Annotated in this window: 23 protein-coding genes and 2 pseudogenes; 12 read left to right on the forward strand and 13 right to left on the reverse strand. The window is 41.4% G+C overall.

Annotated elements, in window-relative coordinates; genetic code table 11:
* The 8 genes and pseudogenes from HMPREF1534_RS21255 to HMPREF1534_RS06105 form a co-directional block, all read left to right on the forward strand.
* Window positions 1-73 (forward strand): annotated as a pseudogene (locus HMPREF1534_RS21255) (DUF3408 domain-containing protein); the annotation flags it as partial.
* Window positions 74-257: 184 nt separating this feature from the next.
* The gene (locus HMPREF1534_RS06130) at window positions 258-671 is read left to right on the forward strand and encodes a plasmid mobilization protein (RefSeq protein ID WP_005942183.1); all 414 of its coding nucleotides are present in this window, start codon (window positions 258-260) and stop codon (window positions 669-671) included.
* On the forward strand, window positions 668-1618 hold the full coding sequence (locus tag HMPREF1534_RS06125; protein WP_005942184.1) for a relaxase/mobilization nuclease domain-containing protein: 951 nt from the start codon (window positions 668-670) through the stop codon (window positions 1616-1618). The genes HMPREF1534_RS06130 and HMPREF1534_RS06125 overlap by 4 nt, the downstream gene beginning before the upstream one ends.
* Before the next feature lie 35 nt (window positions 1619-1653).
* A complete protein-coding gene (locus HMPREF1534_RS06120) occupies window positions 1654-2406 on the forward strand; it encodes a hypothetical protein (RefSeq protein WP_005942185.1) in 753 nt (250 codons plus the stop codon).
* Window positions 2407-2604: 198 nt separating this feature from the next.
* Window positions 2605-3129 carry a copper resistance protein NlpE N-terminal domain-containing protein gene (locus HMPREF1534_RS06115; protein WP_018452782.1) on the forward strand — a complete coding sequence of 175 codons (525 nt, stop codon included), beginning with the start codon at window positions 2605-2607 and terminating at the stop codon, window positions 3127-3129.
* Between the two features lie 89 nt (window positions 3130-3218).
* A pseudogene (locus HMPREF1534_RS20425) lies at window positions 3219-3344 on the forward strand (IS4 family transposase); the annotation flags it as partial.
* Between the two features lie 361 nt (window positions 3345-3705).
* A complete protein-coding gene (locus HMPREF1534_RS06110) occupies window positions 3706-4101 on the forward strand; it encodes a hypothetical protein (RefSeq protein WP_005942188.1) in 396 nt (131 codons plus the stop codon).
* 80 nt (window positions 4102-4181) lie between these two features.
* Window positions 4182-5897 (forward strand): hypothetical protein, encoded by a 1716-nt coding sequence (locus HMPREF1534_RS06105; protein ID WP_233513609.1) that lies wholly within the window; start codon window positions 4182-4184, stop codon window positions 5895-5897.
* A 92-nt stretch (window positions 5898-5989) separates the two neighbouring features.
* Here HMPREF1534_RS06105 and HMPREF1534_RS06100 read toward each other — a convergent pair whose 3' ends face one another.
* Together HMPREF1534_RS06100 and HMPREF1534_RS06095 are read right to left on the reverse strand one after the other, a co-directional pair.
* Entirely contained in the window at window positions 5990-6604 is a 615-nt protein-coding gene (locus tag HMPREF1534_RS06100; RefSeq protein ID WP_005942192.1) for a hypothetical protein, read from the reverse strand.
* Between the two features lie 382 nt (window positions 6605-6986).
* Window positions 6987-7958: a site-specific integrase gene (locus HMPREF1534_RS06095; protein ID WP_005942193.1), complete on the reverse strand. Its 972-nt coding sequence runs from the start codon at window positions 7956-7958 to the stop codon at window positions 6987-6989.
* 125 nt (window positions 7959-8083) lie between these two features.
* Here HMPREF1534_RS06095 and ruvB point away from each other — a divergent pair, with 125 nt between their 5' ends.
* Genes ruvB through HMPREF1534_RS06075 form a run of 4 tightly spaced genes read left to right on the forward strand, consistent with a single transcriptional unit; the run spans window position 8084 to window position 14093 of the window.
* On the forward strand, window positions 8084-9112 hold the full coding sequence (ruvB, locus tag HMPREF1534_RS06090) for a Holliday junction branch migration DNA helicase RuvB (RefSeq protein WP_005942195.1): 1029 nt from the start codon (window positions 8084-8086) through the stop codon (window positions 9110-9112).
* A gap of 2 nt (window positions 9113-9114) precedes the next feature.
* Complete coding sequence (locus HMPREF1534_RS06085) at window positions 9115-10557, forward strand: lipopolysaccharide biosynthesis protein (protein ID WP_005942197.1); 1443 nt, start codon at window positions 9115-9117, stop codon at window positions 10555-10557.
* Window positions 10558-10559: 2 nt separating this feature from the next.
* Window positions 10560-11936, forward strand: coding sequence for a TIGR00341 family protein (locus HMPREF1534_RS06080; protein ID WP_005942199.1), 1377 nt, complete (start codon window positions 10560-10562; stop codon window positions 11934-11936).
* A 30-nt stretch (window positions 11937-11966) separates the two neighbouring features.
* On the forward strand, window positions 11967-14093 hold the full coding sequence (locus HMPREF1534_RS06075) for a S46 family peptidase (RefSeq protein ID WP_025066933.1): 2127 nt from the start codon (window positions 11967-11969) through the stop codon (window positions 14091-14093).
* A 106-nt stretch (window positions 14094-14199) separates the two neighbouring features.
* On the opposite strand, the gene HMPREF1534_RS06070 is transcribed toward HMPREF1534_RS06075, so the two are convergent.
* The 11 genes from HMPREF1534_RS06070 to HMPREF1534_RS06020 all read right to left on the reverse strand — a co-directional run bounded on the left by HMPREF1534_RS06070 (window position 14200) and on the right by HMPREF1534_RS06020 (window position 24578).
* Window positions 14200-16131: a DEAD/DEAH box helicase gene (locus HMPREF1534_RS06070; RefSeq protein ID WP_005942219.1), complete on the reverse strand. Its 1932-nt coding sequence runs from the start codon at window positions 16129-16131 to the stop codon at window positions 14200-14202.
* A gap of 231 nt (window positions 16132-16362) precedes the next feature.
* Complete coding sequence (locus HMPREF1534_RS06065; protein ID WP_005942222.1) at window positions 16363-16575, reverse strand: helix-turn-helix domain-containing protein; 213 nt, start codon at window positions 16573-16575, stop codon at window positions 16363-16365.
* A 14-nt stretch (window positions 16576-16589) separates the two neighbouring features.
* The gene (locus tag HMPREF1534_RS06060; protein WP_005942224.1) at window positions 16590-16826 is read right to left on the reverse strand and encodes a hypothetical protein; all 237 of its coding nucleotides are present in this window, start codon (window positions 16824-16826) and stop codon (window positions 16590-16592) included.
* 12 nt (window positions 16827-16838) lie between these two features.
* A complete protein-coding gene (locus tag HMPREF1534_RS06055) occupies window positions 16839-17330 on the reverse strand; it encodes a DUF2975 domain-containing protein (protein ID WP_005942227.1) in 492 nt (163 codons plus the stop codon).
* Window positions 17331-17343: 13 nt separating this feature from the next.
* Window positions 17344-17979 (reverse strand): DUF2975 domain-containing protein, encoded by a 636-nt coding sequence (locus HMPREF1534_RS06050; protein WP_005942230.1) that lies wholly within the window; start codon window positions 17977-17979, stop codon window positions 17344-17346.
* Window positions 17980-18003: 24 nt separating this feature from the next.
* The gene (locus tag HMPREF1534_RS06045; protein ID WP_005942233.1) at window positions 18004-18834 is read right to left on the reverse strand and encodes a CPBP family intramembrane glutamic endopeptidase; all 831 of its coding nucleotides are present in this window, start codon (window positions 18832-18834) and stop codon (window positions 18004-18006) included.
* Window positions 18835-18855: 21 nt separating this feature from the next.
* A complete protein-coding gene (locus HMPREF1534_RS06040) occupies window positions 18856-20751 on the reverse strand; it encodes a S9 family peptidase (RefSeq protein ID WP_005942236.1) in 1896 nt (631 codons plus the stop codon).
* A gap of 23 nt (window positions 20752-20774) precedes the next feature.
* A complete protein-coding gene (locus HMPREF1534_RS06035; RefSeq protein WP_005942239.1) occupies window positions 20775-21200 on the reverse strand; it encodes a DUF3836 domain-containing protein in 426 nt (141 codons plus the stop codon).
* A 254-nt stretch (window positions 21201-21454) separates the two neighbouring features.
* Window positions 21455-22741, reverse strand: a complete 1287-nt coding sequence (locus HMPREF1534_RS06030; protein ID WP_005936349.1) for an IS1380 family transposase — start codon at window positions 22739-22741, stop codon at window positions 21455-21457.
* A gap of 302 nt (window positions 22742-23043) precedes the next feature.
* Window positions 23044-23964, reverse strand: coding sequence for a bifunctional riboflavin kinase/FAD synthetase (locus HMPREF1534_RS06025; RefSeq protein ID WP_005942241.1), 921 nt, complete (start codon window positions 23962-23964; stop codon window positions 23044-23046).
* Window positions 23964-24578, reverse strand: coding sequence for an HAD family hydrolase (locus HMPREF1534_RS06020; RefSeq protein ID WP_005942244.1), 615 nt, complete (start codon window positions 24576-24578; stop codon window positions 23964-23966). Before HMPREF1534_RS06020 ends, HMPREF1534_RS06025 begins: the two co-directional genes overlap by 1 nt.
* Window positions 24579-24590 lie beyond the last annotated feature (12 nt).

Below are 24590 nucleotides of genomic sequence, written 5' to 3' on the forward strand. Positions count from 1 at the left end.
CATCATCGAGAACATCGTGCGCCACCACCTAAGCCTTTATGAAGAGGACTTCGAGGCTTGGCGCAAATTGTGAGAATTAAGGTCTGCGACCTTGGGCGTGGATAGCAGAAAGGCAGTAGTTCCAACTAACGTGTTCTGAGAGGGAGCGAGGTTATGTTTTGGGAACCCCAAAACGCCTCGCTCCACCATGAGGGCGGAGATTTTTTGCTCCCAACGGTCGCAGAAAGTGAGTGTACAAACTATAAACAGTGTATCGAATGACAAACGTACAGGAACAAGACAAGAGAAAGGGCGGAAGACCGCCCACGGGCAGGGTTCGCAAGCTGTCGAAGTCTGTCACGGTGAAGTTCTCGAAGCCAAGCTACGAGGCATTGAGACTGAGGGCGAGAAAAGCCAACCGCAAGTTGGCGGAGTATATCCGAGAGTCCGCCTTGAACGGCGAGGTGGTGAGCGGACACAATGCAGAGACGGTAGCCATCGCCAAGAATCTCATTGGCATGGCGAACAACCTCAACCAACTTGCCAAGCTGTCGCATCAGAGAGGTTTCCATGAAACCCATGTATATGTGGTGGACTTGTTGAGAAGATTAAAAGAAATCCTTGGCGAGTATCGCCAAGCAAGTCCAAAATCGAAGCCATGCGGAATAGGCAGAAAGGAGGATGCCACATGATAGGCAAGCTAAAGAAGGGCAGCTCATTTGCTGGTTGCATCCGCTATGTTACAGGCAAGGACGAGGCGAAAATCCTTGCATCCGATGGAGTGTTACTCGGCACGAATACCGAGATAGTACAAAGTTTTGAGCTGCAAAGACAGCTAAATCCAAGGATTAAGAAGCCTGTGGGACACATTGCACTAAGTTTCAAACCCGAGGACAAGCCACGTTTGACGGATGAATTCATGGCTAAGATAGCCCTTGAATACATGCAGATGATGGGGATAAAAGATACTCAATTCATCATCGTAAGGCATCACAACACCGACAATCCACATTGTCATATCGTGTATAACCGCATCAATAACGAGGGCAAGCTCATATCAGACAGGAATGATTACAGGCGTAATGAGCAAGTGACCAAGGCTCTTAAATCCAAGTATGGATTTACCTACGGAACGGACAAGAGCAATACTAACACTCGCAAATTGCGCAATGCGGAGCGTGCAAAATACGAGATTCACAATGCAGTCAAAGATGCCTTAAAAGTTGCAGATAGCTGGCAGAAGTTCAAGAATGAACTTGCAAAACGAGGTGTCCACTTGGAGCTTGTCTATAAGGACAAGGAGCGAACCAAGGTGCAAGGCATCCGATTCAGTAAGGACGGATATAGTTTCAATGGTACGCAGATTAGCAGAGAATACAGCTTTGGCAAGTTGGATACAATGTTTGAGGGAACGGAGAACCATTTATCAGCAAGAGCCAATTCTACTCAGCAATATGAGCAAGGCTGTCGCAAGAATGAGCAGGTGCCATTCATGTCGGAGAGCTGCCAAGACCCTTGGGACGGTATTTCTTCCATTGGACTTTTTGCTCCAGCCAATGCTCAGACCTTTGAGCCATTCCCAGAGGATGAATCAGTCAAGAAGAAAAAGAAGAAACGCAGAAGAGGCTTTAGCCTTTGATGCAAGTTACAAACCATTCAAACAACATAAGAAAGATGAAAGAAGAAATGTTAGAAGCCATCTACGGCACAGTTGAGAGATTGGAGCAAAAAGTCGATGAACTTTCTGCCTCACCAAAGAATACAGAGGCGGAAAGCACTCCGGTCTCTGTAAGTGTTGATACAAGCAAACTTGAAAAAGCTATTCTTGCTATGGCTGTAAAAGAAGGGGAAGCTATTGACAAATTGGTAAGATTAAGAGAAGCTATCTGCATTTTTACCGACCTTACCAAAAAAGAAGCAAGCAAAGATGAACAGCGAAGTAAACTCTTGTTTGATACTGTTAATCAGGTGAAACAAGAGCTGAATGCCACATCAAAAATTGTGCAGGACAAACTTCACGCAATGGATAACACACCTCTGAAGAAAGTAGTGACTCATCGCTTCGAGCCAACTTCAAAGTCTGTTCTTCTTTTCATTGGTGGCTTGGCTCTATCTCTTGTTCTCTCCATTTGGGGCAATCTCACCCAATGGCGAGAGCATCAAGATTGGGAGGAGGCAGATTTGAAGTATCGGGCTTTGAAGATGGTGCTTCCATCCGATGACCCCAATGTTCGATACATCGAAAAGAACTTTTCTGTATGCCCAAATAAAGAAGTTATTGAGAATGTGAGAAATCGTGTTACTGCTTATGAGGATTCTGTCCGCCACCATTATGAAATGATAGAAATAGCAGCAATTAAAGATAGCATTGCTAATAGCCTATTTAAAGAGGCGAATGAAATTAAAAAGAAAATTAATCAGAAATAATAGACAACGACCATCTTGGTACAAGCGCATCCTTCGTTTCGACAAGATTAAGACCAACGGCATTCGCATTGTCTACGACAGCGCAAGAGCTTGTCCGTGCATCAATAATGTTTCAGCATACTAACTTTCATTAAACTCTCAACTATTCATTCGTGTCCGTGATGCCACTTGCTTGACATTGCGGACACTTTTTCTTTTATGGTAGCTATGAAGAGGAAATTGATAATTATAGCAGTTTTGGTTATCTCACTTGTTGCATCTTATATCTTATGTAATACGAAACAAAATGATGCCGATATTGATCCTGTTAAAGTCGAAGAATATACGGCAGTCTTAGAAAACAGTGTTGACTTGGATTCCATTGCAGGAACATATTGCGGTGTATTGCCTCCTAATGTTGAAACAATACTCACGCTAAATGCAGATGGCACCTATCGTTTGAAGCGGAAATCTGCGAACGAATCGGATAGTTGTGAAGTGTTGAATGGCATCTTCAAAGTAATTGACGGCAGTATTTTGATGCTTGAACATCCGCCAAGTGGTGACAACATATTTTATAAGGTGAAGAATGACAGCGGTATTATTCTGATAGATTCGTTTGGGAATGAGCCAAAAGCAAGAGACTCTAAATTATATATCTTGAAAAATAAAATGGACTTCATTTTTGAATTAATATCAGAATATAGTTACATATACATAACTTATATCGTATTATTGTGTTAAAAATTAGCTTTTCCTTAGAAAAATCTTGCATAAAATATATTTTTATCAAGGATTTGTTATATTTTTGCGAGCAGATTTAGTAATTAAATGAAGTTTTGCAGATTCTAAGCATTTCATTGACGGACAAAACCCACCTAAGAGATCTATTTGATAAGACTATTTTCAACGATGTCAAAGAACTCGATTATTCCCTCTTTAAGGGACTATTTGATTAATTAATTAACGTGTCCAATTTATATTGGACACTAATGTCTTAAATTATATAATAAGGGTTAGACATATATATATAATATGCATACCTCTTATTATATGGTTTTGTATATGTTTGTTATACAAAATACGAATTTGTAAGTACAAACCGTTTATTATGTTGGTTATATTTCACTTTGTTAAAAATAACGCTTTATATGTGTCAAATTAACACATTGCATTGATTAACAAAAACATTTTGATTAATACATTTTGATGAAATAGTTTTTTTTATTACTTTTGCACCTGTAAACTTACATGACTTGGCTTTAATAAACCTCGACCAAGCTGTGCTATTATTGTAGAGGTTGCATAAGGAGTAAAAAAATGAAGAAGTTTTTCATGGGCATGATTGCCGCTATTGTGTGTGGTACTGCATTTGCAGGAAACTTAAATGAGATTAAGGCTTCAGCAGTATCAGATGATGATCTTAGCACATCTACACCAGACAAGATTGTATCTACTTTCTATGGTTCAAAGGCTTCATCTAACGCAAACAATCCTTGCAAGGGAGCAACTATCAGAAAGTGCGGAACCATAGAGTCAAGTTTGGTGTCATTTGAAGACCAAACTTTGGTGATGCAGCAGGTAAAGGATGCTGATGGTAACACATTATTTACAAACAATTTCTTTGCTCCATCTTCCGTGTCAGAAACAAAGGCAAATATTAAGCTTGAAACAATGAAATTGGGTGGAACGTTCAAGGCAAATGTGGCAGAATGAAAATAAGGCATATTTTAGCACTCCTTTTCTTTATGTTTTGCACGACCATATTTGCACAGGGGCGTGATTATATAAATGAAATGGAGCAGAACGACTTGCAAATCAGACAGAAGCCTAACACTGAAGGGCTTCTGTCTGATTATTTGCATTCAGCAAACATTAAGGAAGATACAATTTTTGCAATTCTTTATAGTCCTGCTGAATGTTTTAGATGTGAAGCTGCAATTCCTGCATTTTATGATAAACTGAAACGCAATAATCCGAACAACAAGTTATTACTAATAACTGCATATGGGGATTCTAAAACAGCAAGTTGGTATAATTCTAAAAACAACTATAAGGCTGATTATTACATTTATGATACGAAATCAGTTTATAGCAACATCTTCAGTTTCAACTCTGAAGGAATGTACGGATTGTATATACTCAAATTAGTTCCAAAAGAAGGCGTGTTCGTCACAGGTGGACAATATACGGTCTTAGGGGCAGAGTTTGTGAAGCAGTTGGTACTTTGTAAAAAGAGAATTGCTCCTCACATGTATGAATTGGATAAGAAAGACTCATATAAAGAGGTGGCAGACCAGATTGCGATGATAAATGTTCCTATGCCAAAATGGAAACAAACGGACATCGAGGTCAACACGAAAGATGGAGTAGAAATATCATCAATATATGATATTCCCAAAATAGAGAATGGACACCTTTTTTTTAACGACATGCTGAACAATGGTATAATGCTGTTTAATAAAGAAAATGGTTTGTTTAAATTCAAGCGACTCTTCCAAGCAGACGAAGCGGAGAAAAAGAAATTTGTTTCCGTGCCAGATAAGGATTTCAGAAACTTAGTAAAACAAGGACAAGTCTTTTACATAGCATTGTCTGCAAATATGTTGGACTCTTCTCATATCGGAATTTCCTATTCCCTGCCAAAGATTCTTCGAGAAAAAGTAGGCAACGAATGGAACTTTAGCTTTTACAATGCCCCTGCTGTCTTGATACGAGACATCAACAATTATACGTCAGGCAAGATGATTTCACCAGATTTCGATTTGGAACATTCCAAGTATTTCTATCTTCACTTTGTGTTCGACTTGTTCAATAACAAATTATGGACAGGAAGCGAAAAGTTGACATGGCCTATGGATGGATTTGAGAAAGAGGATATTGTAGGACAGAAAGATTTAGACCCTTTTAATGGCAGCTTTTATAAGACCTTCAATCCTATAATAGCTTCTTTTCGTATCAATGACGGAAAGTGTGATGGACATTACGGCAAATTAGAGCGTATTCAAGAAAATAGCAGAACAGGCTATTATTATCTTAATAATGTATTCGCACATGAAGGAAAAACTTTCTTGTATGGAAATGGTTACACAGGAAAACTGTATGTGACAGATAGCCTTCATCTTGACAAATATAAGGTTTACATGGTGTTTGACACAGATACAGTTCCTATGATTGCACCAGACTCCACAAAATTTTATACGCATGAATATGGAAATCTGTATAGTTCTTACTTCACAAAGTGCATCACAACTGTAAAAATGGATAAAAGGAACATCTATTGTCTTGTAAAGCATGGTATGCCAAGGACTGACAACTTCCAAAAAGACAGATATTCCTTTGTTATCGTAAATAGGAAAAATGGGAAGACTAAGGAATATCCACTTCCGCCTATTGCTCCTGCTGAATACAAATGCTTGGGGTATGGAATAAATGCACAAGATAAGCATTTCAACCCATTCATGTTTATCAAGAAAGATGGTAAGTACATTATAAGGATGTTAGAAATCTAAGCGTCATTATCGTGTGGATATTTTTTATCAATAAAGCCGTATCTCGCCCCAAACAAGTCTTGATACGGCTTTATTCTATTTAATTCATAGGATTATGACAAATAATAGAAATCTATAAGTGTAAGTGTTTGCATCCGTATCACGGAATGAATATCCATTGTAGGATATTTTTTCCTGTAATCGTCTGTCAAGTCTTCATATAAGTACCATTGAGTTCTTTTGCCCTCTTGGCTGATAGAAAAAGCAACATCATATTGAGCAATTATAGTGTCTTTTTTATCCGTCATTAAATGAAATGTCCAATGTTCATAACTTGGAAGAGTCTTTTGGTCTGTTTTGATAAAGCTATATTTTTCAGACCATTCTATGGAGGAAGTTGTTTCTATATAGGCTTTCCACTGTTCTTCTCTTGCACTATTGAGGAGTGAAACAGTTCTTTCAGCCGACAAAGCAGACGACAATTTCCTCATGTAAAAATAGTAAACATCAGATGGCAAAGCAGGAGGATTGTCTTCTAATTCCTTTTTTATCTTTTCTGCATTAAAAGGTGCATCGACATAAACCTCAGTTTTCACAGACCAATAACTCTCAGATACATAGGGAGTAAATTTCGGTTGGTCAGGAACCTCATCATTCACCTTGTCACAAGCTGTTATCGTGTAAACACACAATAAGCATAATATATATTTTAGAAAAATACGTTCCATATTCGACTCAGACTAAAAGATATTTTGAATTTGGTTACAAATTTACAAAAAAAAATCATAAACATGAATTTTTAAAGTCGCATTGTAAGGAAGCAAAATGCTTTTTAACACTTTCCATGTTTATAATGCCGAATATGAAACTTGTAAGCACTTCATAAGATGGCAACTTTGCTTTTGTGAAGAACAATTATGTTCTTTTCAAAATTTAATAATCTATAAAAACAAAGCAAAATACATTGCTTTTCATATTTTTGATTTATCTTTGCACTTGTAATTGAAGCGTTCTTTGTATATCGCAAAGTTGTAAAAGATAAAGAAGATTGCTCGTTTCTAAATCGTTAGCAGTTACATTATTTAAAGTGTTTAACTCGCTGATATTCAATCAATAAAAGATTTTATTGTGACTCCTCATGTGGAAGGTAATATGCTTTCGTATATTAGCGTCTATTACCCACTTACGAAGAATTCTGATTGTATATGAGTAGGAGGGAAGTGAGAAAACCAAGTCTTCTCTGTCTCCATTACATTTCTGTAAAAGTTTGAGAGCTGTGTGGTTTAAGTTTAAATGCAAAATGGCACTTTTGGAATGTGTTTGTACTTTCTGTTGTATGATGGTTAATCTTCTTGCCGGAAAGTCAACATCCTTATATCGTAATTGATAGACGTCGCACCAACGTAATCCGCAATAACATGAAAAAAGAAATGCTCGTTTTACCTCATTATTTGGGCAGGAAGTAACAGCTAATTTTTGTATCTCTTTTAATGTCAGTATCTCCTTTGTTACTTCGTCAAATTGCGATAACCGTATCCCATTTGTCGGATTATGAGAAATTAACTTCTTTTCAACACATTTATTGATGCACATTCTGAATTTCTTGAAATAGCCAATAGGGGTATTGCCACGGAGTTTAGATCTTAAATAGTCGAGAAAATCTACACAAAATTCTCTTGTAATTTTGTTGATTGGTAAGATTTTCTTTTTATTAAATGTGCGTAAATGGAGAATGGTTGATTTTACCATTTTCTTATCTTTCTTATAATAAGTGCTTAGGTATTCATTCATGATGCGGAAAAAGTCCGGTCCGTTACTTGGTGCTTCGGGCAGGATATCTTCAAATGTTTCTGCCGTTTTATTTAAGGCATATTCGACAGACAAGAATTCAAGCTCTTTTTTTGCTCGAATCTGTTTAGCAATCAATATTTTATTCTTGTTCTCCGCTCTGGCTTCCGGTGTGACAGGCGGTTCTAGAATAATGCCTAAATACTCTTTACGGCGCTTGCCGTTGTGACTGTAATTTAAATAAAGAGAAATTCTTCCTTTGTTTAATTGTTTCTTACCTAGTGTAACTCCCATAATAATTAATTATTTATACAATAATGAATTTATATAAAGGACGGATGAGGGACTGAAAATGAATTCCTCGATCTTTCTTTCTATTATAATAATATCTTTTGTACCTTTGTGCGAGAAACAAAAAGATGGAAGAGAATTTTGATATACGTGAGCATCAGCTCACAAGCAGAGAACGTGACTTTGAGAATGCCTTACGCCCATTAAATTTTTCTGACTTTAGTGGGCAAGATAAGGTAGTGGATAATTTACGTATATTTGTCAAAGCTGCTCGCTTGCGGGCCGAGGCGCTCGACCATGTTTTATTGCATGGGCCTCCGGGGTTAGGAAAGACAACATTAAGCAACATCATTGCCAATGAACTGGGAGTCGGTTTTAAGGTTACTTCCGGGCCGGTACTCGATAAACCCGGTGACTTGGCGGGAGTCCTGACCAGTTTGGAACCAAACGATGTCCTGTTTATTGATGAGATTCATCGGCTCAGTCCGGTGGTGGAAGAATATCTTTATTCGGCCATGGAGGATTATCGGATTGACATAATGATAGACAAGGGACCGTCTGCTCGAAGCATTCAGTTAGACTTGAATCCTTTTACTTTGGTGGGGGCGACTACCCGTAGCGGATTGCTTACGGCGCCTCTTCGTGCACGTTTCGGCATTAACCTGCATTTGGAATATTACGATGATGATGTGTTGACTGCTATTATCCGCCGTTCGGCAAAGATATTGAATGTGCCTTGCGATGTACAGGCGGCGGGTGAGATTGCTTCGCGCAGTCGTGGAACTCCACGTATTGCCAACGCACTTCTTCGGCGTGTGAGGGATTTTGCGCAAGTCAAAGGTTCCGGCAGGATTGATGTGGAGATAGCTCGGTTTGCGTTGGAGGCCTTGAACATAGACCGCTATGGTCTTGATGAGATAGATAACAAGATTTTGTGTACTATTATCGATAAATTCAAAGGAGGACCGGTGGGTTTGACCACCATTGCTACTGCTTTGGGAGAAGACCCCGGTACCATTGAGGAAGTTTATGAACCTTTCCTGATAAAGGAAGGTTTCTTGAAACGTACTCCTCGCGGACGAGAAGTGACAGAACTCGCTTACATCCATCTGGGACGGAGTATCTATAATAGTCAGAAGACATTATTTGATGATTAAATATGGCCGGATTAAAATCATTAGCCAAAGACACTGCAATATATGGACTAAGCAGCATTGTGGGGCGTTTCCTGAATTATTTGCTGGTGCCCATTTATGCAGCAGCTATGTCTGCGGCTTCGGGAGGTTATGGGGTGGTGACCGAAGTTTATGCTTGGACTGCGCTGCTGATGGTCATTCTGACCTATGGCATGGAAACTACTTTTTTCCGTTTTGTCAATAAGGAGACGGAAAACTCTGAGCGTGTGTATTCCACTGTTCTGTTTATGGTGGGAAGTACTTCTTTGGTTTTTGCCGCTTTGTGTATGCTGTTTCTTCATCCGGTTGCCGGCATGATGGGCTATGACGACCATCCTTGGTATATCGGCATGATGGCACTGGTAATTGCGATGGATGCGTTTCAGTGCATTCCGTTTGCTTATCTGCGTTATAAGAAACGTCCGATACGTTTTGCCGCTCTGAAACTTCTTTTCATTCTGCTCAATATCACTCTGAATTTAGTTTATTACGTAGTGATGAAGGGTAGTGATGTTTTTTATGCCTTTTTCTTTAATTTGATTTGCACCTCGGTCATCATGGTACTGATGGTTCCTTATCTCAAATTTAACGGAGGTTTTGACAAGCCATTGGCGAAGCGAATGCTGATATATTCCTATCCTATTCTGATATTGGGAGTGGCAGGTATCTTGAACCAAGTGGCAGATAAGATTATTTTTCGTCATATATATCCCGATAAGGTGGAGGCCAAGACGCAACTTGCCATCTATGGCGCTTGCAGCAAGATTGCCATGATTATGGCAATGCTCACTCAGGCATTCCGTTATGCTTATGAACCTTTTGTGTTTGGAAAGAGCCGGGACAAGGATAGCAAGATTATTTATGCACAGGCGATGAAGTACTTCATTATTTTCACATTATTGGCTTTTTTGGCTGTTATGTTTTATTTGGATATATTGAAATACATTCTTGCTCCCGACTATTGGATAGGATTGCGGGTGGTACCTATTGTGATGGCGGCTGAAATTTTTATGGGTATTTTCTTTAATCTTTCATTTTGGTACAAACTGATTGACGAGACCAAGTGGGGGGCCTATTTTTCATTTGCCGGTTGCATCGTTTTAATCTTGATTAATGTGATTTTTGTTCCCTTGTACAGTTATATGGCATGTGCCTGGGCGGGATTTGCCGGATATGCGGTAGCTATGTTGCTCTCTTACTTTGTGGGGCAGAAGAAGTACCCCATTCATTATGATTTGAAAGCGATAGGTAAATATGTTGCATTGGCACTTGTATTGTTTGGTATATCGGAATACCTTCCTTTTCAGAACATTTTTTTGTTACTGTCTGTTCGTACGGTGTTGCTGATGCTCTTTGTGGCATACATCATAAAGGTAGATTTTCCATTGCATCAGATTCCTGTTATTAATCGGTTTATAAAGAAATAATTATGGCTGACATTAAAGGTAAGTTAAAAAACGATTTGAAGAATATGCCTTATATCAGGCAGTTCCTTCATGAATATTTTGATTTGGGCAAAGATAAGGATAATGAAGCTGTGACTGTCGAGTCTATCCGTAATGGAGTGGAGTTTAAAGGTACTAACCTTTGGATTCTGATATTTGCCATTTTTATTGCTTCTTTGGGGCTGAATGTCAATTCTACGGCGGTAATCATCGGCGCCATGTTGATATCTCCTTTGATGGGTCCTATCATGGGAGTGGGATTGGCTATCGGGCAGAATGACTTTGAACTGCTGAAACGGTCGTTGAAGAGTTATCTGATAGCGACTGTTTTCAGTGTTATTACTGCCACTTTATATTTCTCACTGACTCCCTTGGATGAAGTGCAATCGGAATTGCTGGCACGAACTTCGCCTACTATTTATGATGTTTTGATAGCTTTATGTGGCGGTTTGGCAGGTATTATTGCGCTTTCCACCAAGGAAAAGGGCAATGTGATTCCGGGGGTAGCCATTGCCACTGCATTGATGCCCCCCTTGTGTACCGCCGGCTTCGGGTTGGCAACGGGAAACCTGCTTTATTTCTTGGGCGCTTTCTATTTATATTTCATTAATTCGGTATTTATTAGTTTGGCAACTTTCATTGGAGTGCGCGTGATGCACTTCCAGCGGAAAGAGTTTGTGGACAAAGAGCGTGAGAAATTGGTTAAAAAGTACATTGTTATCATTACTTTGGCTACCATGTGTCCGGCAATATATCTGACATATGGTATTGTGAAGAATACCATCTATACGGCATCTGCCAATAATTTCATCAGCGAAGAACTGAATTTTCCCGATACACAGGTCATTGACCGTAAGATTTCGTATGAGAATAAGGAAATTCGTGTTGTGCTGATTGGTAATGAAGTTCCTGCAACAGAGATTGCTGCTGCTAAAGATAATTTGAAACATTATAATTTGGCCGGTACGAAATTGATTGTCATGCAGGGGATGAATAATGAGGCTATGGACATAGGAAGCTTGAAGGCCCAGGTCATGGAAGATTTCTATAAGAATAGTGAAAAGCGTTTGTTGGAGCAACAGAACAAGATACATGAGCTGGAAGAAGAATTGAAAGTTTATGCCGCTTATAATGCGGTAGACAAGAAAATCATTCCCGAACTGAAGGTGCTTTATCCGTCGGCCGAAACCATTGCAATGGCAAAAACAGTAGAACTTTCCGTTGATTCGACACGCATGGATACATTAACTTTGGTTTTGATGAAATTTGCGAAGCACCCCAGCGAGAAGGAACAGGAAAAGATAACCGAATGGCTGAAAGCCCGTGTCGGAGCAAAGAAACTGAAATTAGTGGTGGAATAAAGACAGGACACCAAGCAAAACACTCGTGCCATGAAAAAAATATTGATGTTGCTCGTCTTCTTACCTATATATATATGGGCTGATGAAGGTATGTGGTTGCCTTGCTGCCTGAGCAAGCAGACTAAACAAGTGATGAAAGATATGGGGTTGAATCTTACTCCCAGGCAATTATATAATCCCGGCGGTGCTGCACTTTCCAATGCTGTGGTCAGTTTTGGAGGTTTCTGTTCCGGAGTGGTTGTCTCTCCGGATGGTTTGGTGTTCACCAATCATCATTGTGGTTTCGATGCTATCCGGCAGCATAGCACGGTGAAGCATGACTACCTGCGTAATGGTTTTGTGGCCGATTCGTTATCGGACGAACTTCCCAATCCCGATTTATTTGTCAGTTTTCTTGTTCGTACCGAAGATGTGACAGAGCGCATTTTACAGGCCTTACCGCAAGATGTGACTGAAGATAATCGTTCTTTGATTGTAGACTCTCTTTCTACACTGATTGCTGACGAAGCAGTGAAGAATGACACTTTACTGCGGGCAGTTGTTTCGTCTTTCTATGCCGGCAATGAATATTATCTGTCTGTGTATAAGGATTATTATGATGTTCGCTTAGTCTATGCTCCTCCCTCTTCGGTTGGCAAGTTTGGGGGAGATACCGATAACTGGGTTTGGCCGAGGCATACCGGAGACTTTTCCGTTTTTCGTATCTATGCGGATACTCATAACGAACCGGCAGCTTATTCTAAAGATAATGTTCCTTATCATCCTGATTATTATGCTCCTATTTCCTTGGCAGGTTATAAGGAAGGTTCTTTTTGTATGACGATGGGTTATCCCGGGACTACCAGCCGTTATCTGTCTTCTTATGGTGTGGAAGAACGTATGAATGCCGATAATATGGCAAGAATAGATGTTCGTGCTATCAAACAGGCTATTTGGAAAGATGCAATGGAGAAAAGTGATGCTGTTCGTATAAAATATGCTTCGAAGTATGCTCAAAGTGCCAACTATTGGAAGAATAGCATTGGTATGAATCAGTCTATTAAAAAGCTGAATATTATCGGGAAAAAACGTCGGTTGGAACATCAACTGACGGAATGGATTCATCGGAAGCCGGAAGAACGAAACAAGTATGCCGGGATATTGACGGAGTTGGAAGACAGTTATCGCAATCGTTATAAGAATGCCCGTGCAATGGCTTATTTTGGTGAATGTTTTGCCAATGGTCCCGAGTTGGTTACTGCTGCATGGTCTGTCCTGAACTTTGATTTTGAAGCGGAAAAATCGGTTTTGGAAGAGAGGGTTCGTCAATTGTTGGAACTTTATGCCAATATTGATTTGGACATTGATAAGAAAGTTTTTGTGGCTATGCTTAAAGAATATGCGGCAGTAGTAGAGCCGGAGAGCCTTTCGGAAACTTATGCTACTATAGAAAAGAAGTTCAAAGGTGATTATCAGGCGTATGTGGACGATTTATACAGCCACACAGAATTGGATACTCCCCGAGGATTTGAACGTGTAGTGAAAAAGGACAGTACTTATGTTCTTTTTGAAGACCCGGCTATTTCGTTTGTCATTGATATGTTGGTGAAATCTTACGAACTCAGTGCGGCTGCAGATGATGATAATATGAAAATAGAAAAGAATGAGCGTTTACTTAATGAGGCTGTGCGTGAGATGGAATCAGATAAGGATTTTTACCCGGATGCTAACTCTACCATGCGTTTCAGCTTCGGAATGATTGGCGGATACTCGCCAAAAGATGCATTAGAATATACTTATTATACAACGATCAAGGGTATCTTCGATAAGATACGTGAATACAAAGGCGATAGCGATTTCGAAGTCATTCCCTCCGTCATTGATTTGCTGGAGAACAGAGACTTTGGTCGTTATGCGGCAGAAGATGGAAATATGAATGTTTGTTTTATTTCCGATAATGATATTACAGGAGGAAATTCCGGCAGCGGTATGTTTAATGGAAATGGAGAGCTGATAGGATTAGCTTTTGATGGGAATTGGGAAGCGATGAGCAGTGATATTATTTATGAACCCAATTTACAGCGTTGTATTGGGGTGGATATTCGCTATGTACTTTATATGATTGAGAAATATGGAAAGTCTACGCGTTTGATTAATGAATTGAAATTAGTGGAGTAAGCATTTTGGGGTGAGGAATGCTTATTGTTTTTCCCGCATGTTTTGGTGATAAAAGAAGGGAGTACCATCAGTTTTTGACACTCCCTTTTTTCTCTTATAAACGGTTTTATTTTTGTTTTTTTCTGCGTGCCCAGCCTTCTTCGTTAAAGTCGGGTTCTTCCCCTTTCAGTTTGCTGCTTTTTTTCTTGCTGTTGTCGCTGTTGAAAAACTGTTTCCAGTCATCTTGCTTCTTCGGACCGCGCTCTTCGGTATATCCGCGTTCGGCACGGCTAAGCTTTCTTTCTTTTGCTGCCTTGGGAGAAGCGGACTTGGCGGTTTTCTCCTTAGTAGAAGCCGATTTTCGAGAACTGCTGTTTTTGCGTCCTCCGTTATCGCTTTTTCCACTGTTTTCACCTGCTACCTCCACTACTACTTTGCGTCCGTTCAGGTTGACTTTATTAAGGGCGCTGATAACATCATTTGCCTGCTTCTCCGCCACTTCAAAGAAAGAGAAGTTTTGCATCAGGTCTATTCTTCCGATAGTGGTGCGCTGCTTCTTCATGTTGCGGTTAATCAGCTCAATAATTTGGTTGGCATAGAAGCCGTCTGTCTTGCCTAAATTCAGGAAAAGGCGTGTATATCCCTTTTCTGCTTTGCGTTCTGTCTTTTCGCGACTGCTGCCGTGCTCCTTGCGTTCTCTGGGTTCGCGTTCACCGCGGCGGTCGGTTACGGTCGGCGTTTCAATTTCGGGTGCATTACTGTAATACTCTAAAAAGCGGTTGAATTCCATAGACACTACGCGCTTTATCAAATCTTCTTTCGAGAGCCATTCCAGTTTGCGGTAAATACCCGGTAGGAAAGATTCGATTTCTTCCTCGTTTACTTTTACCTTTTCTATGTCATCAATCAGCTTGATGAGCTGCTGTTCACAGATCTGCTTGCCGGTTGGCATTTCGCCCACAATGAACTTTTTGTTGATGATACGTTCTATTTCGCGCATCTTTCCCCTTTCGCGTAAGTTGATGATAGCGATAGAGATACCTGTCTTTCCGGCGCGTCCGGTACGTCCGCTTCGGTGGGTATAGCTTTCGGTATCATCGGGCAGACCGTAGTTGATGACGTGTGTCAGGTCATTTACGTCCAGTCCGCGGGCAGCCACATCGGTGGCAACCAGCAGTTGCAGGTGACGTTGACGGAATTTCTGCATCACCAGGTCGCGCTGTGCTTGGCTCAGCTCGCCGTGTAACGAGTCGGCATTATAACCGTCCTGTATCAATTTGTCGGCAATTTCCTGTGTCTCCTTGCGGGTACGGCAGAATATAATACCGTAAATTTGCGGATAATAATCGGCAATGCGTTTCAGCGCTGCATATTTATCTTTCGCGTGTACCACATATGCAATGTGGTTTACGTTTTTGCTTCCTTCATTTTTGGTTCCGATGGTAATCTCTTTTGCATTACGTAAGTATTGTTTGGAGATGCGTGAGATTTCGGGACTCATGGTAGCCGAGAACATCAGTGTATTTCGGTCTTCGGGTACTTTTTCAAGAATAGAGTTGATGCTGTCGGTAAATCCCATGTTCAGCATTTCGTCTGCTTCGTCCATTACTACATTACCGATGGTATCTAGTTTGGCTACTTTTCGTTCCATCAGGTCAATAAGTCGTCCGGGAGTTGCGACAATAATGTGCACTCCGCTTTTGAGCATGCGTATTTGGCTTTCGATGGATGAACCGCCGTATACGGGAAGGACTTTCAGTCCGTCAATATACTTGGAGTAATCATTCAGATCACCTGCGATTTGCAAGCACAGTTCGCGTGTGGGGCAAAGAATTAACGCTTGCGGTACGCGGTTTTTTACATTAATTTTCTGGATTAGCGGCAGACCAAATGCGGCTGTTTTTCCAGTCCCTGTTTGTGCCAGGGCCACTACATCGTTTCCTTCACCGAGTAAATACGGTATAACTTCTTCTTGTACAGGCATCGGGTTTTCATAACCCATTTCTTCTATTGCTTTCCTGATTTCGGGGGAAACGCCTAACTCTTCAAATGTCTTCATTTATTTCAAATATCTAATTCGTTACAAAGATACGGATAATCATGGGATTATATGGCATATATGAAATATTTGTTTGATCGGACAGTACAATTTATAGAAAATTGACTAAAAGGTGCCGGAGAGAATAATAAAGGATTGCTCAATGCAATCCTTTATTCCTTCCCACTGTAAGAGTTATGAGGGGGCAGGTATGAGAGAATTTATGTTAGAGTGTCTGTGTTGCCTGTCAGGTTATTCATTCTCTTCACGATACTCCAGAATGTCTCCGGACTGGCAGTCTAATTCTTTGCAGATAGCTTCCAGTGTGGAGAAGCGGATAGCTTTTGCTTTTCCGGTTTTCAGGATAGAGAGATTGGCCGGGGTGAGATCAATCTTCTCGGCCAGTTCTCCCAGCGAAATCTTTCGTTTCGCCATCATTACGTCTAAGTTTACTATTATCGGCATAGTTCAGGTTTTAATTATTCGTTGTTTTTTCTTTTTAGCGAGTTCCACCACGAAGTATAGCGTTTGCTCAGTCTGTAATAGACATACATACAGAAGTATATCCATCCGATATTAAGAAAGGCTTTTGCTGTTTTGTGATCCAGCCATTGGCGTAACGTAAGTGTATAGATGAGTTGGACAACAAACAGTGTTATTATGAAACCGGCTATCAGGCAAACTATCGAAATAGTTTTTTTATCTTTTTCTTTCATGGCGGTTGTTCCTTAAATGGTTAATTCTTGTTCCTCTTTCATGCGGATGCCTATCTGGAACAGATATCCGATAAAGATGATGAATACTCCAATAAGGATATATATCATATAGGTTTGTCTTGGGTTTGTTACAGGAGCGAACTCATTCAGGATAGCTTGCAGAATTCCGTTAAACTCGATAATAAGACCGATATAATATATCAGATTGGCGTTGGCTCTTACAAATATCAGATTGCGCTTTACATTGCGGAGCATCAGATAGATAAAAACACTGCATACAGCCATGGATAATAAAGTGATACCTTGTGGAAATGCTTGCCAGATAAATTGTTCGGATGCCGCTGCTTTTCCGGCATCTATGGCAGCCCGATTGGTTCCCAATTCGAAACACAATATTGCGTTTTGAAAGATAGTGATGAATGTGCAACAGAAACAGATGATGGTGAGGCAAGTCATAATCAGTTTCATTTCTTTTAAAGAATGCTCTTTGCTCTTCTCTTTCATAGTTGTTCTATATTTAAATGGTGAGGTCTTGTTCTTCTTTCATTTTCAGTCCGATGGCAAATACTTCGGCAATGACGAATGCCAGTACGCCAAGCAAAAGACTGGAGTGTGAAAAGGGGTTGAGCCAGTTATAAGAATAACCGGGTATCTTCAATACTTGCGAAAGTTGCCAAGTGTGCATATAAGTGCTGGTCAAAGTGGCGGCGAAAGTAATCAGCAAAGAGGTGCCTAACTTGCGCAACAGTTTTACATTTGCCCAGCAGAAGATGTCCGAGCGGTTGATATTGCGAATGAACTTGATGAATTGCAGGACAGCTTTGATGCCGAAAATGATGAGGATGAAACTAAGAAGGGTGTTGATAAGGGCCAACCAGCCGGGTGCATCGGTGTCGACAGTCACCATGGATTGTATCTGCCATATCGGTACATTCTTTCCGGTCATCTCATTGTATATAGAGTCAGAAGTGCTACTCAGATTGTCCGGGAGCAACATCAGCGGATGGAGGTTATTTATTTCTCCTGCCTTATTTTCCATACCGGCTTTCCCACCTTCGATGGCTCCCCATACCATGGAATAGATATTCTCGGACAAGGAGAGTAATAAGACGGCAAATATCATGGCACAAAGCAGATTCAGTTTCTTTTTCATCGTTATATTTTATTATTGGATTAATCAATTTTGTGGGTTGGTTTCTTCCGCAGGAACAGGTTCGGTCGCTTCTACCACCCACTGCACGGGTTTCACCTCTTTTTTGAATAACAGGAATGTGAGGCAGAAGATGGCGATTCCTGTCATTCCCCATACATGAACGGCAGTGGTGTTTCCTAAAATATCGGTCAGGGTATCTTTCTCTTCAAAAACATTCATCAGTATCAATGACAGAGTATTATTGATAAAGTGAAGGATAATGCTTGGAAGCAGGCTGCCGGTACGGTAATAAAGCTCTCCTAAGATAATACCGAACAGAAAGGCGAAAAGTATCTGTGCCGGATTCATGTGTATCAATCCGAAGATAAGGGCTGACACAAGGATGGCCCAACGGGGATTCTCCCATTTGCGCAGCAAGTATCCTTCGATGGCACCACGGAAAAAGATTTCTTCAAATATAGGAGCGATGATACATACGCTCAAAATACCGAATACATTGTTTTTCATTTGTGCAAAGACGTTTTCGGCTATATTGGGGAGATGGACCATCTCGCTCAGCCAGTTCATCCATATAATGGCGGCTGCTCCCATAAGGATGTAGAGACAGGTAGGTTTAAGAGGCAGGGACGCAAGAGTCTGTTTGTCCAGTTTTACATATTTATAATGTATCAGATGCCATGCCATGAGCAGGGTTCCCAACAGTGAAAGGATAATGGCCAAAGAAGTAGGGGCATTATGCAGGTCGAAACTTTGCGTTTCAAAGCATTTCCATATTGTGTATCCGAACATTCCCGGAATGGCTACAGCAAACTGATAAGCAAAATAGTAAAGTATTAATTTAATCGTGCGTCCCATCTTAATTTGTTTTTATGATTATTATTTCTTTAAATGAATACTCAGAAATTTATCCATGGCGCGATAGAAATCAAATTTATTCTCTTCGTTGTGGAAGCCATGTCCTTCGTTGTCTTTTACCATATATTCTACTTCGATGCCACGTTTCTTCAGCGCTTCCACCATCTGGTCGGACTCGGCTTTGTTCACGCGTGGGTCATTGGCTCCTTGTGCCACGAAGAGCGGGGCTTTAATCTGATCTACGTGGAACACCGGAGAATATTTTTCCATCATTTCCTTATCTTTCACCGGGTCGCCCACCATTTCGTACATCATGTCCAGCAATGGTTTCCAATATGGAGGAATGGTCTGCATGAAAGTAAACAGATTTGCAACTCCCACATAGTCGATGGCACAAGCATAAAGGTCGGGGGTGAAAGTGACACCTGCCAGTGTTGCATAACCGCCGTAACTTGCTCCGTAGATGGCAATCCGTTTCGGGTCGGCTATTCCTTGCTTGATTAACCATTCCACACCGTCGGTAATGTCATTCTGCATGGTCTGTCCCCATTGTTTGTAACCCAATTCGGTGAATTTGCGTCCGTAACCGGTGGAACCGCGGAAGTTCATTTGCAATACGGCATAACCGCGTGTGGCAAGGAACTGTACTTCAGGGTTATATCCCCAAGTGTCGCGTGCCCATGGACCCCCGTGAGGATTCACCACTACCGGCAGTTTTTTTGCAGTTTCCATTGTATAGCCTTTCGGCAGAGTGAGATATCCTTCGATGGTCAGTCCGTCACGGCTGGTATAAGTGATGGGAGTCATGGCAACCATCTCCTCTTCTTTAATCCAGGGAGCGGCATCGGCCACCTTTGTCAGTTTGTCTTCTTTTACATTATAGGTATAGTAAGTGCCATACGTGCGGTCACTGCCGGCATAAATCATGCGGATGTTTTCACTTTTGTCTTGGCTGGTAGTGCCTATATCATAACCTTTTAGTTTTTGTTCCAGTTTGGTGCGGATAGCCTCTTCGTCTTTGTCGAAATAGTGACGGATTATTCCTTTGTGTCCGGTACAGGATACGGAAGTCAGTTTTTTCTTCAGTTCGGAATAGCCCAATCCGGAAATATCATATTTGTCATTGGTGTAAAGCACTTCCTTTTCTTCGCAGGTGGCAGGATCCATCAGGACAAGGGCGGTTTTGTCGCGACCGATGTTAGTCAAGGCATATACCATCTTATTGTCGGGAGTGAAAGTAGCGAAGTTGACTGTTTCTTTGAAGTTTGTAGTCAATACCGGGCGGAATGGTTGTTCTTCTGTTTCACGGTATAAAATTTGGGTATTCACTCCGTCTACAATAGCCAGGGCTACACGCAACTTACCGTCGTGGTCGGTCATCCATCCCTGAATGTTTCCGGGGTTTTCAGCCAGTTGGGTCAGTTCGCCTGTATTGAGGTTGAGTCGATAGGGGTCGAAGACCTGTGGATTACGTTTGTTCAGACCGATAATGACCAGTGAGTCGATATTCTCCAGCGGGTCAATGATTTGTGTTCTTACGTTGGGAAAAGCAGTGTATGCTTTAGGTTCTGTTCCGTCTACATTGACTCCGTAAAGTTGATAATTCTCGTCTCCGGCAGTATCTTTTATGTAAAGAATCCGATGACCATTTGCCCACATACTTCCTGCCAGGTTACGTGCTGTTTCCGAAGTAATTCGGGTTGTCTTGTCCGAACCGATTTCCTGTACGAACAGGTTGAGGCGGTTTTCATACGGTGCCATATACGAGAAGTATTTGCCGTCCGGAGAGATTTGATAACCCACTTTTTCGGGGTTCTTAAAGAAGTCTTCCAAAGGCACTTGTGCATTGACTTCGGAAGCGAGGCCGGTGGTTACCAATAGGGTAGCTGCGGCGAAAATACGTTTGAATGCTTTCATCTTAATGGATTTTTAAGTTCTTGTTACTTTTTGTTTTGTGTGTCGGCCAGCAAGTTTGTGTTGCAGTCTTCACGGTAAATTGTTTCTTGCTTGTTGTCATTAAAGGCGCTTTTCTTGGCGTTCCATTCAGTGTAGCTCAGTTTCGTTTCAGATATTCCGGGAGTTACTGTAAGCAAGTAAGCCGGCTTCCAGATTTCGCGACAGGCATCCCAGCGATACGCTTTCTTTTCAATTACTTGTCCTGTTTCATTGCGTTTGTACTCATATTTCACTTTGCGTGTTAATGTTTTGCCGTCTTCATTCAGTGTGTACACTGTTGTGTTTGTGTCGTCTTGACAATAAATGTACTTCGTGTTTCCTGTTGTTTGTGCGTGTGCTGCTGTTGTACAACTCATCATTACTGTTGCCATTGCTGCTGCTAAACCTGATTTCAATACTGACCTTTTCATTTTACTTTGTGTTTTAATGTTCTACTTGTGTTTGTTATTCGATATTCATTTATCGTTTATCGATATGCAAATGTACATCTTATTTTCCTTAAATCCGCAACTCCATTCCCGAAGTGCTACCTACAAGAGAAATGGACTTTTGATTCGTAAGACAGCCATTAAGTCCTCGCGTCCGTTTCAATGCGCATACTATCCCCTTACCCCATAAAGCGACTTGAGGCAATACGCAATCAGTGGCCATCAAGTGACGTAAATCATCCGGAAGAAGTTTTGAAGGCTTCTGCATATGCATGGTTGTCGGTGTAGATGTTCAGCACACATTGCCTTGCGGTCTTAATCCACTTGGCAGGTACTGAAATGAATTTGAAGACAAACGTCTTGATACGGCTGGTTTCCTTGAGCCCGAACTTCTTCACTTCAATCCTTTGCATGATGGCCTTGTAAAAATTGCGTATCAGTGCCGTCAGGAGCAGGAACACGGTATTTTCCGCCATGAAGGATTTAGGCAGTCTGCCCCATCCAAACCCATTGTTCATGTCATCAAAGATGCGTTCCTTGCCTCCACGCATGTTATAGAACTCCACGATGTCGCTCATGGATGATTCGTAATCGTTGGTCAGGATGCAGCGGTATGTATATTCCCCCTCCCACAGGTCAAGTCCACTGCCCATGCGTCTCTGTCTCTGGATTATCAGGCGATACGGTTTGCCTTTCCACTTCTCAACGAGAATGGAGTTCAACTCAAACACAATGCCGTTTATTTCTTCCCTCTTCCACCCCCTGAGCGCGAAGATGTCATCATAGAGCGAGCAGCAGCGGTTGGCACGTATGTAGAATGTCCTGCAATGCTTCCTGACCTCATCCACAATGTCTTCAGAGCATGAGCCGCAGTCGGCCCTGAAGCGGTTGACTGCCATTTTCTTTTCTTCAAGTCTCCCCAAAATCCTCTTTAGCGTGTCACCCTGGTGAAAGCGTACATTGGTGTTGCCGTCGCTGTTCTCTATGCCGACAATCATGTCGCCGATAACGGCCACACCGGGCCTGTAACCAAGAAATTTCTTGTACGTGGGCTTTGCATCGTACTTCTCCGTCTCAATGAACTGGTGGTCAAAGTCAACGTCATACTCCCCGCCCTCTTTCAACTGCCCTGTGGCCAACAGGCAATTCAGGAGCAATGTGTTGAGTGTGTCTGCCGTATTGAAGTCATAGGACTTTCCGGCATCAGATGTGTATGAGATGTTTTCCCGGGCCAGTTCGTTTATTGCCCTGAGGATGGTGTCGGCGCTACAGGTGCGGAGTGTGGGGTGAAGGGAAAGATGACTCATTAAGTGGGCGGTGACATCCTCAACGCAAGAACCGCCGCAGAAGTAAACGCATAGGAGGGAGCGGATGATTTCGCTGTATTGATAACCATAGAGTTTGCATCTCAACCCAAGTGTTGAGTCAATTGTAGAGGAGAGAAGGGAGGTAAATTGCTCCATGATTGGAAATATGCCTCCAAAAGGAGTGAGTCTTTCGGATTTTATTGCTACATTTGCCATGCTTGTTACGGTTTTCTTTGTCTTTGGATTCGCAACACTAAGGTAAGTGAAAACGCTGACATGGCAAAAACCTGGGCAACAAAATGTTGCTCAGGAACTTATAAAAATAATTATCAATTATGTTGCGGAATTAAGGATTTTTATATCACCAAAGAAAAACGAGAAAAAAATATCGAAATTCGATAAAAATATATCCTTTCTCGTTGTTTGTGGGGATGAAAGAGGATGAGGATGTTGTTTTTATGTGTTTGGGGTAGGAAATGCCGGTAAAAAAGACACTTTGTTGTGAGGCGGGAATAGTTCTATAATAGAATCTTTGCGGCTTCTTCTCTGTCCTTGTGCATTTGGCAGATAAGGCTTTCAATGTTATCGAACTTTTCTTCGGGACGCAGATATTGGACGAACTCAATGCACATTTTTTTGTGATAGATATTATCCGAAAAATGAAGGATGTTCACTTCGATGCTGAGGTCTTTTCCATTATTCATGGTAGGACGATGCCCTATGTTCAACATCCCTGCCCATCTTTTTCCTTCTATATGTACATATACGGCGTATACTCCTTCCGAAGGAATGAGTTTTTCGGGATAATCTACTTTTAGGTTTGCGGTAGGAAAGCCTATCTTACGGCCGACTTTATAACCGTCGACAACGGTTCCGTCTAAATAATAATTGTATCCCAAGAACTGAGAGGCATGGGTTACGTCTCCTTCTTTTAGCAACCGTCGGATGACGGAAGAACTGATTTTATTTTCACCGTCGGTATATTCGCGCGCGCGTACTATATATATACCGAGTTCTTCTCCATAACGGTAATAATCTTCAAAACTCTCACTTCGGTTGTGACCGAAGCGGTGGTCGTAGCCTATTACCAGTATGCGGATATTGAATTTGTCGCGTAGCAATTGCATGAATTTGCGTGCAGAAAGCAATGACAATTCATGTGTAAACGGAAGCAGGATGCAATAATCAGTACCTGTTGTTTTCAATAAGTTTAATTTCTCTTGAGGAGAGGAGAGGAGTTGGGGGCAATAAGAGGTTTGTATCACCTGTCTGGGATGTACCGGAAAGGTGACTAACGCAGAACATAATCCTTCTTTTACAGCCACTTCCTTTACTTGGTCGATGAGGAAATGGTGACCGCGATGCACCCCGTCAAAAAAGCCGATGGTGGCAACCGATGGGGGAAGTGCCGGATGGTTTATGTCTGATATAATTTCCATTAGTCGAATAATAAACTTAAATCTTCACCGATATGGTAGTGGTGGGTTTGAATGCCAAGTGCCGCTGCTGCCCGGCAGTTAGTTTCCGAATCATCTATAAAGAACGTTTCCTCAGGAAGAATATTTGCCTCTTTCATTACTTTCTCATAGATAGCCTTATCGGGCTTAGCCAAATGCATTTTGAAAGAAAGAAAGGTGTCTTCAAAGAAATCGTCAGCTCGAAAACCTCGGTAGTTAAACATTTCTTCACCGGCATAATCCCAATGGATTTGGTTGGTGTTGCTAAGCAGGTAAACCATGTAGCGTTCGCGCAGCTCTAACAGTAAATCCAACTTTTCGCGGGGAATATTCAGTAGCATCAGGTTCCACATATCATCTATCTTGCGGTCGGTCAACGATTCGTCGGCTTCTTTGCGGATGGCATCCCTGAACTCTTCGGGTGAGATTTCTCCCAACTCGAATCGGGAAAATACTCCATTACCTTGCATTTGACGAACTTGCTCTTCTATGTTGGTGAATCCTGCTGTGCGGAATGCATTCAGACAACTGTCAAAATCCAGATTTATTAATACTCCACCTAAATCGAAAATAACATTTTTAATCTTACTGTCCATAACTCTTTATGC

This window comes from Phocaeicola massiliensis B84634 = Timone 84634 = DSM 17679 = JCM 13223, assembly GCF_000382445.1.
GTDB lineage: Bacteria > Bacteroidota > Bacteroidia > Bacteroidales > Bacteroidaceae > Phocaeicola > Phocaeicola massiliensis.

What these genes read in the sequence shown, in the direction of transcription:
- HMPREF1534_RS06080 (WP_005942199.1), top strand. Translation starts at nt 10,560, where the DNA reads ATGGCTGACATTAAAGGTAAGTTAAAAAACGATTTGAAGAATATGCCT.
- HMPREF1534_RS06060 (WP_005942224.1), bottom strand. Translation starts at nt 16,826, where the DNA reads ATGAAAGAAAAAGATAAAAAAACTATTTCGATAGTTTGCCTGATAGCC.
- HMPREF1534_RS06095 (WP_005942193.1), bottom strand. Translation starts at nt 7,958, where the DNA reads ATGGGAGTTACACTAGGTAAGAAACAATTAAACAAAGGAAGAATTTCT.
- HMPREF1534_RS06120 (WP_005942185.1), top strand. Translation starts at nt 1,654, where the DNA reads ATGAAAGAAGAAATGTTAGAAGCCATCTACGGCACAGTTGAGAGATTG.
- HMPREF1534_RS06105 (WP_233513609.1), top strand. Translation starts at nt 4,182, where the DNA reads ATGGAGCAGAACGACTTGCAAATCAGACAGAAGCCTAACACTGAAGGG.
- HMPREF1534_RS06070 (WP_005942219.1), bottom strand. Translation starts at nt 16,131, where the DNA reads ATGAAGACATTTGAAGAGTTAGGCGTTTCCCCCGAAATCAGGAAAGCA.
- HMPREF1534_RS06115 (WP_018452782.1), top strand. Translation starts at nt 2,605, where the DNA reads ATGGTAGCTATGAAGAGGAAATTGATAATTATAGCAGTTTTGGTTATC.
- HMPREF1534_RS06085 (WP_005942197.1), top strand. Translation starts at nt 9,115, where the DNA reads ATGGCCGGATTAAAATCATTAGCCAAAGACACTGCAATATATGGACTA.
- HMPREF1534_RS06025 (WP_005942241.1), bottom strand. Translation starts at nt 23,964, where the DNA reads ATGGAAATTATATCAGACATAAACCATCCGGCACTTCCCCCATCGGTT.
- HMPREF1534_RS06110 (WP_005942188.1), top strand. Translation starts at nt 3,706, where the DNA reads ATGAAGAAGTTTTTCATGGGCATGATTGCCGCTATTGTGTGTGGTACT.
- HMPREF1534_RS06065 (WP_005942222.1), bottom strand. Translation starts at nt 16,575, where the DNA reads ATGCCGATAATAGTAAACTTAGACGTAATGATGGCGAAACGAAAGATT.
- HMPREF1534_RS06075 (WP_025066933.1), top strand. Translation starts at nt 11,967, where the DNA reads ATGAAAAAAATATTGATGTTGCTCGTCTTCTTACCTATATATATATGG.
- HMPREF1534_RS06100 (WP_005942192.1), bottom strand. Translation starts at nt 6,604, where the DNA reads ATGGAACGTATTTTTCTAAAATATATATTATGCTTATTGTGTGTTTAC.
- HMPREF1534_RS06055 (WP_005942227.1), bottom strand. Translation starts at nt 17,330, where the DNA reads ATGAAAGAGAAGAGCAAAGAGCATTCTTTAAAAGAAATGAAACTGATT.
- HMPREF1534_RS06040 (WP_005942236.1), bottom strand. Translation starts at nt 20,751, where the DNA reads ATGAAAGCATTCAAACGTATTTTCGCCGCAGCTACCCTATTGGTAACC.
- ruvB (WP_005942195.1), top strand. Translation starts at nt 8,084, where the DNA reads ATGGAAGAGAATTTTGATATACGTGAGCATCAGCTCACAAGCAGAGAA.
- HMPREF1534_RS06130 (WP_005942183.1), top strand. Translation starts at nt 258, where the DNA reads ATGACAAACGTACAGGAACAAGACAAGAGAAAGGGCGGAAGACCGCCC.
- HMPREF1534_RS06050 (WP_005942230.1), bottom strand. Translation starts at nt 17,979, where the DNA reads ATGAAAAAGAAACTGAATCTGCTTTGTGCCATGATATTTGCCGTCTTA.
- HMPREF1534_RS06035 (WP_005942239.1), bottom strand. Translation starts at nt 21,200, where the DNA reads ATGAAAAGGTCAGTATTGAAATCAGGTTTAGCAGCAGCAATGGCAACA.
- HMPREF1534_RS06125 (WP_005942184.1), top strand. Translation starts at nt 668, where the DNA reads ATGATAGGCAAGCTAAAGAAGGGCAGCTCATTTGCTGGTTGCATCCGC.
- HMPREF1534_RS06020 (WP_005942244.1), bottom strand. Translation starts at nt 24,578, where the DNA reads ATGGACAGTAAGATTAAAAATGTTATTTTCGATTTAGGTGGAGTATTA.
- HMPREF1534_RS06030 (WP_005936349.1), bottom strand. Translation starts at nt 22,741, where the DNA reads ATGGCAAATGTAGCAATAAAATCCGAAAGACTCACTCCTTTTGGAGGC.
- HMPREF1534_RS06045 (WP_005942233.1), bottom strand. Translation starts at nt 18,834, where the DNA reads ATGGGACGCACGATTAAATTAATACTTTACTATTTTGCTTATCAGTTT.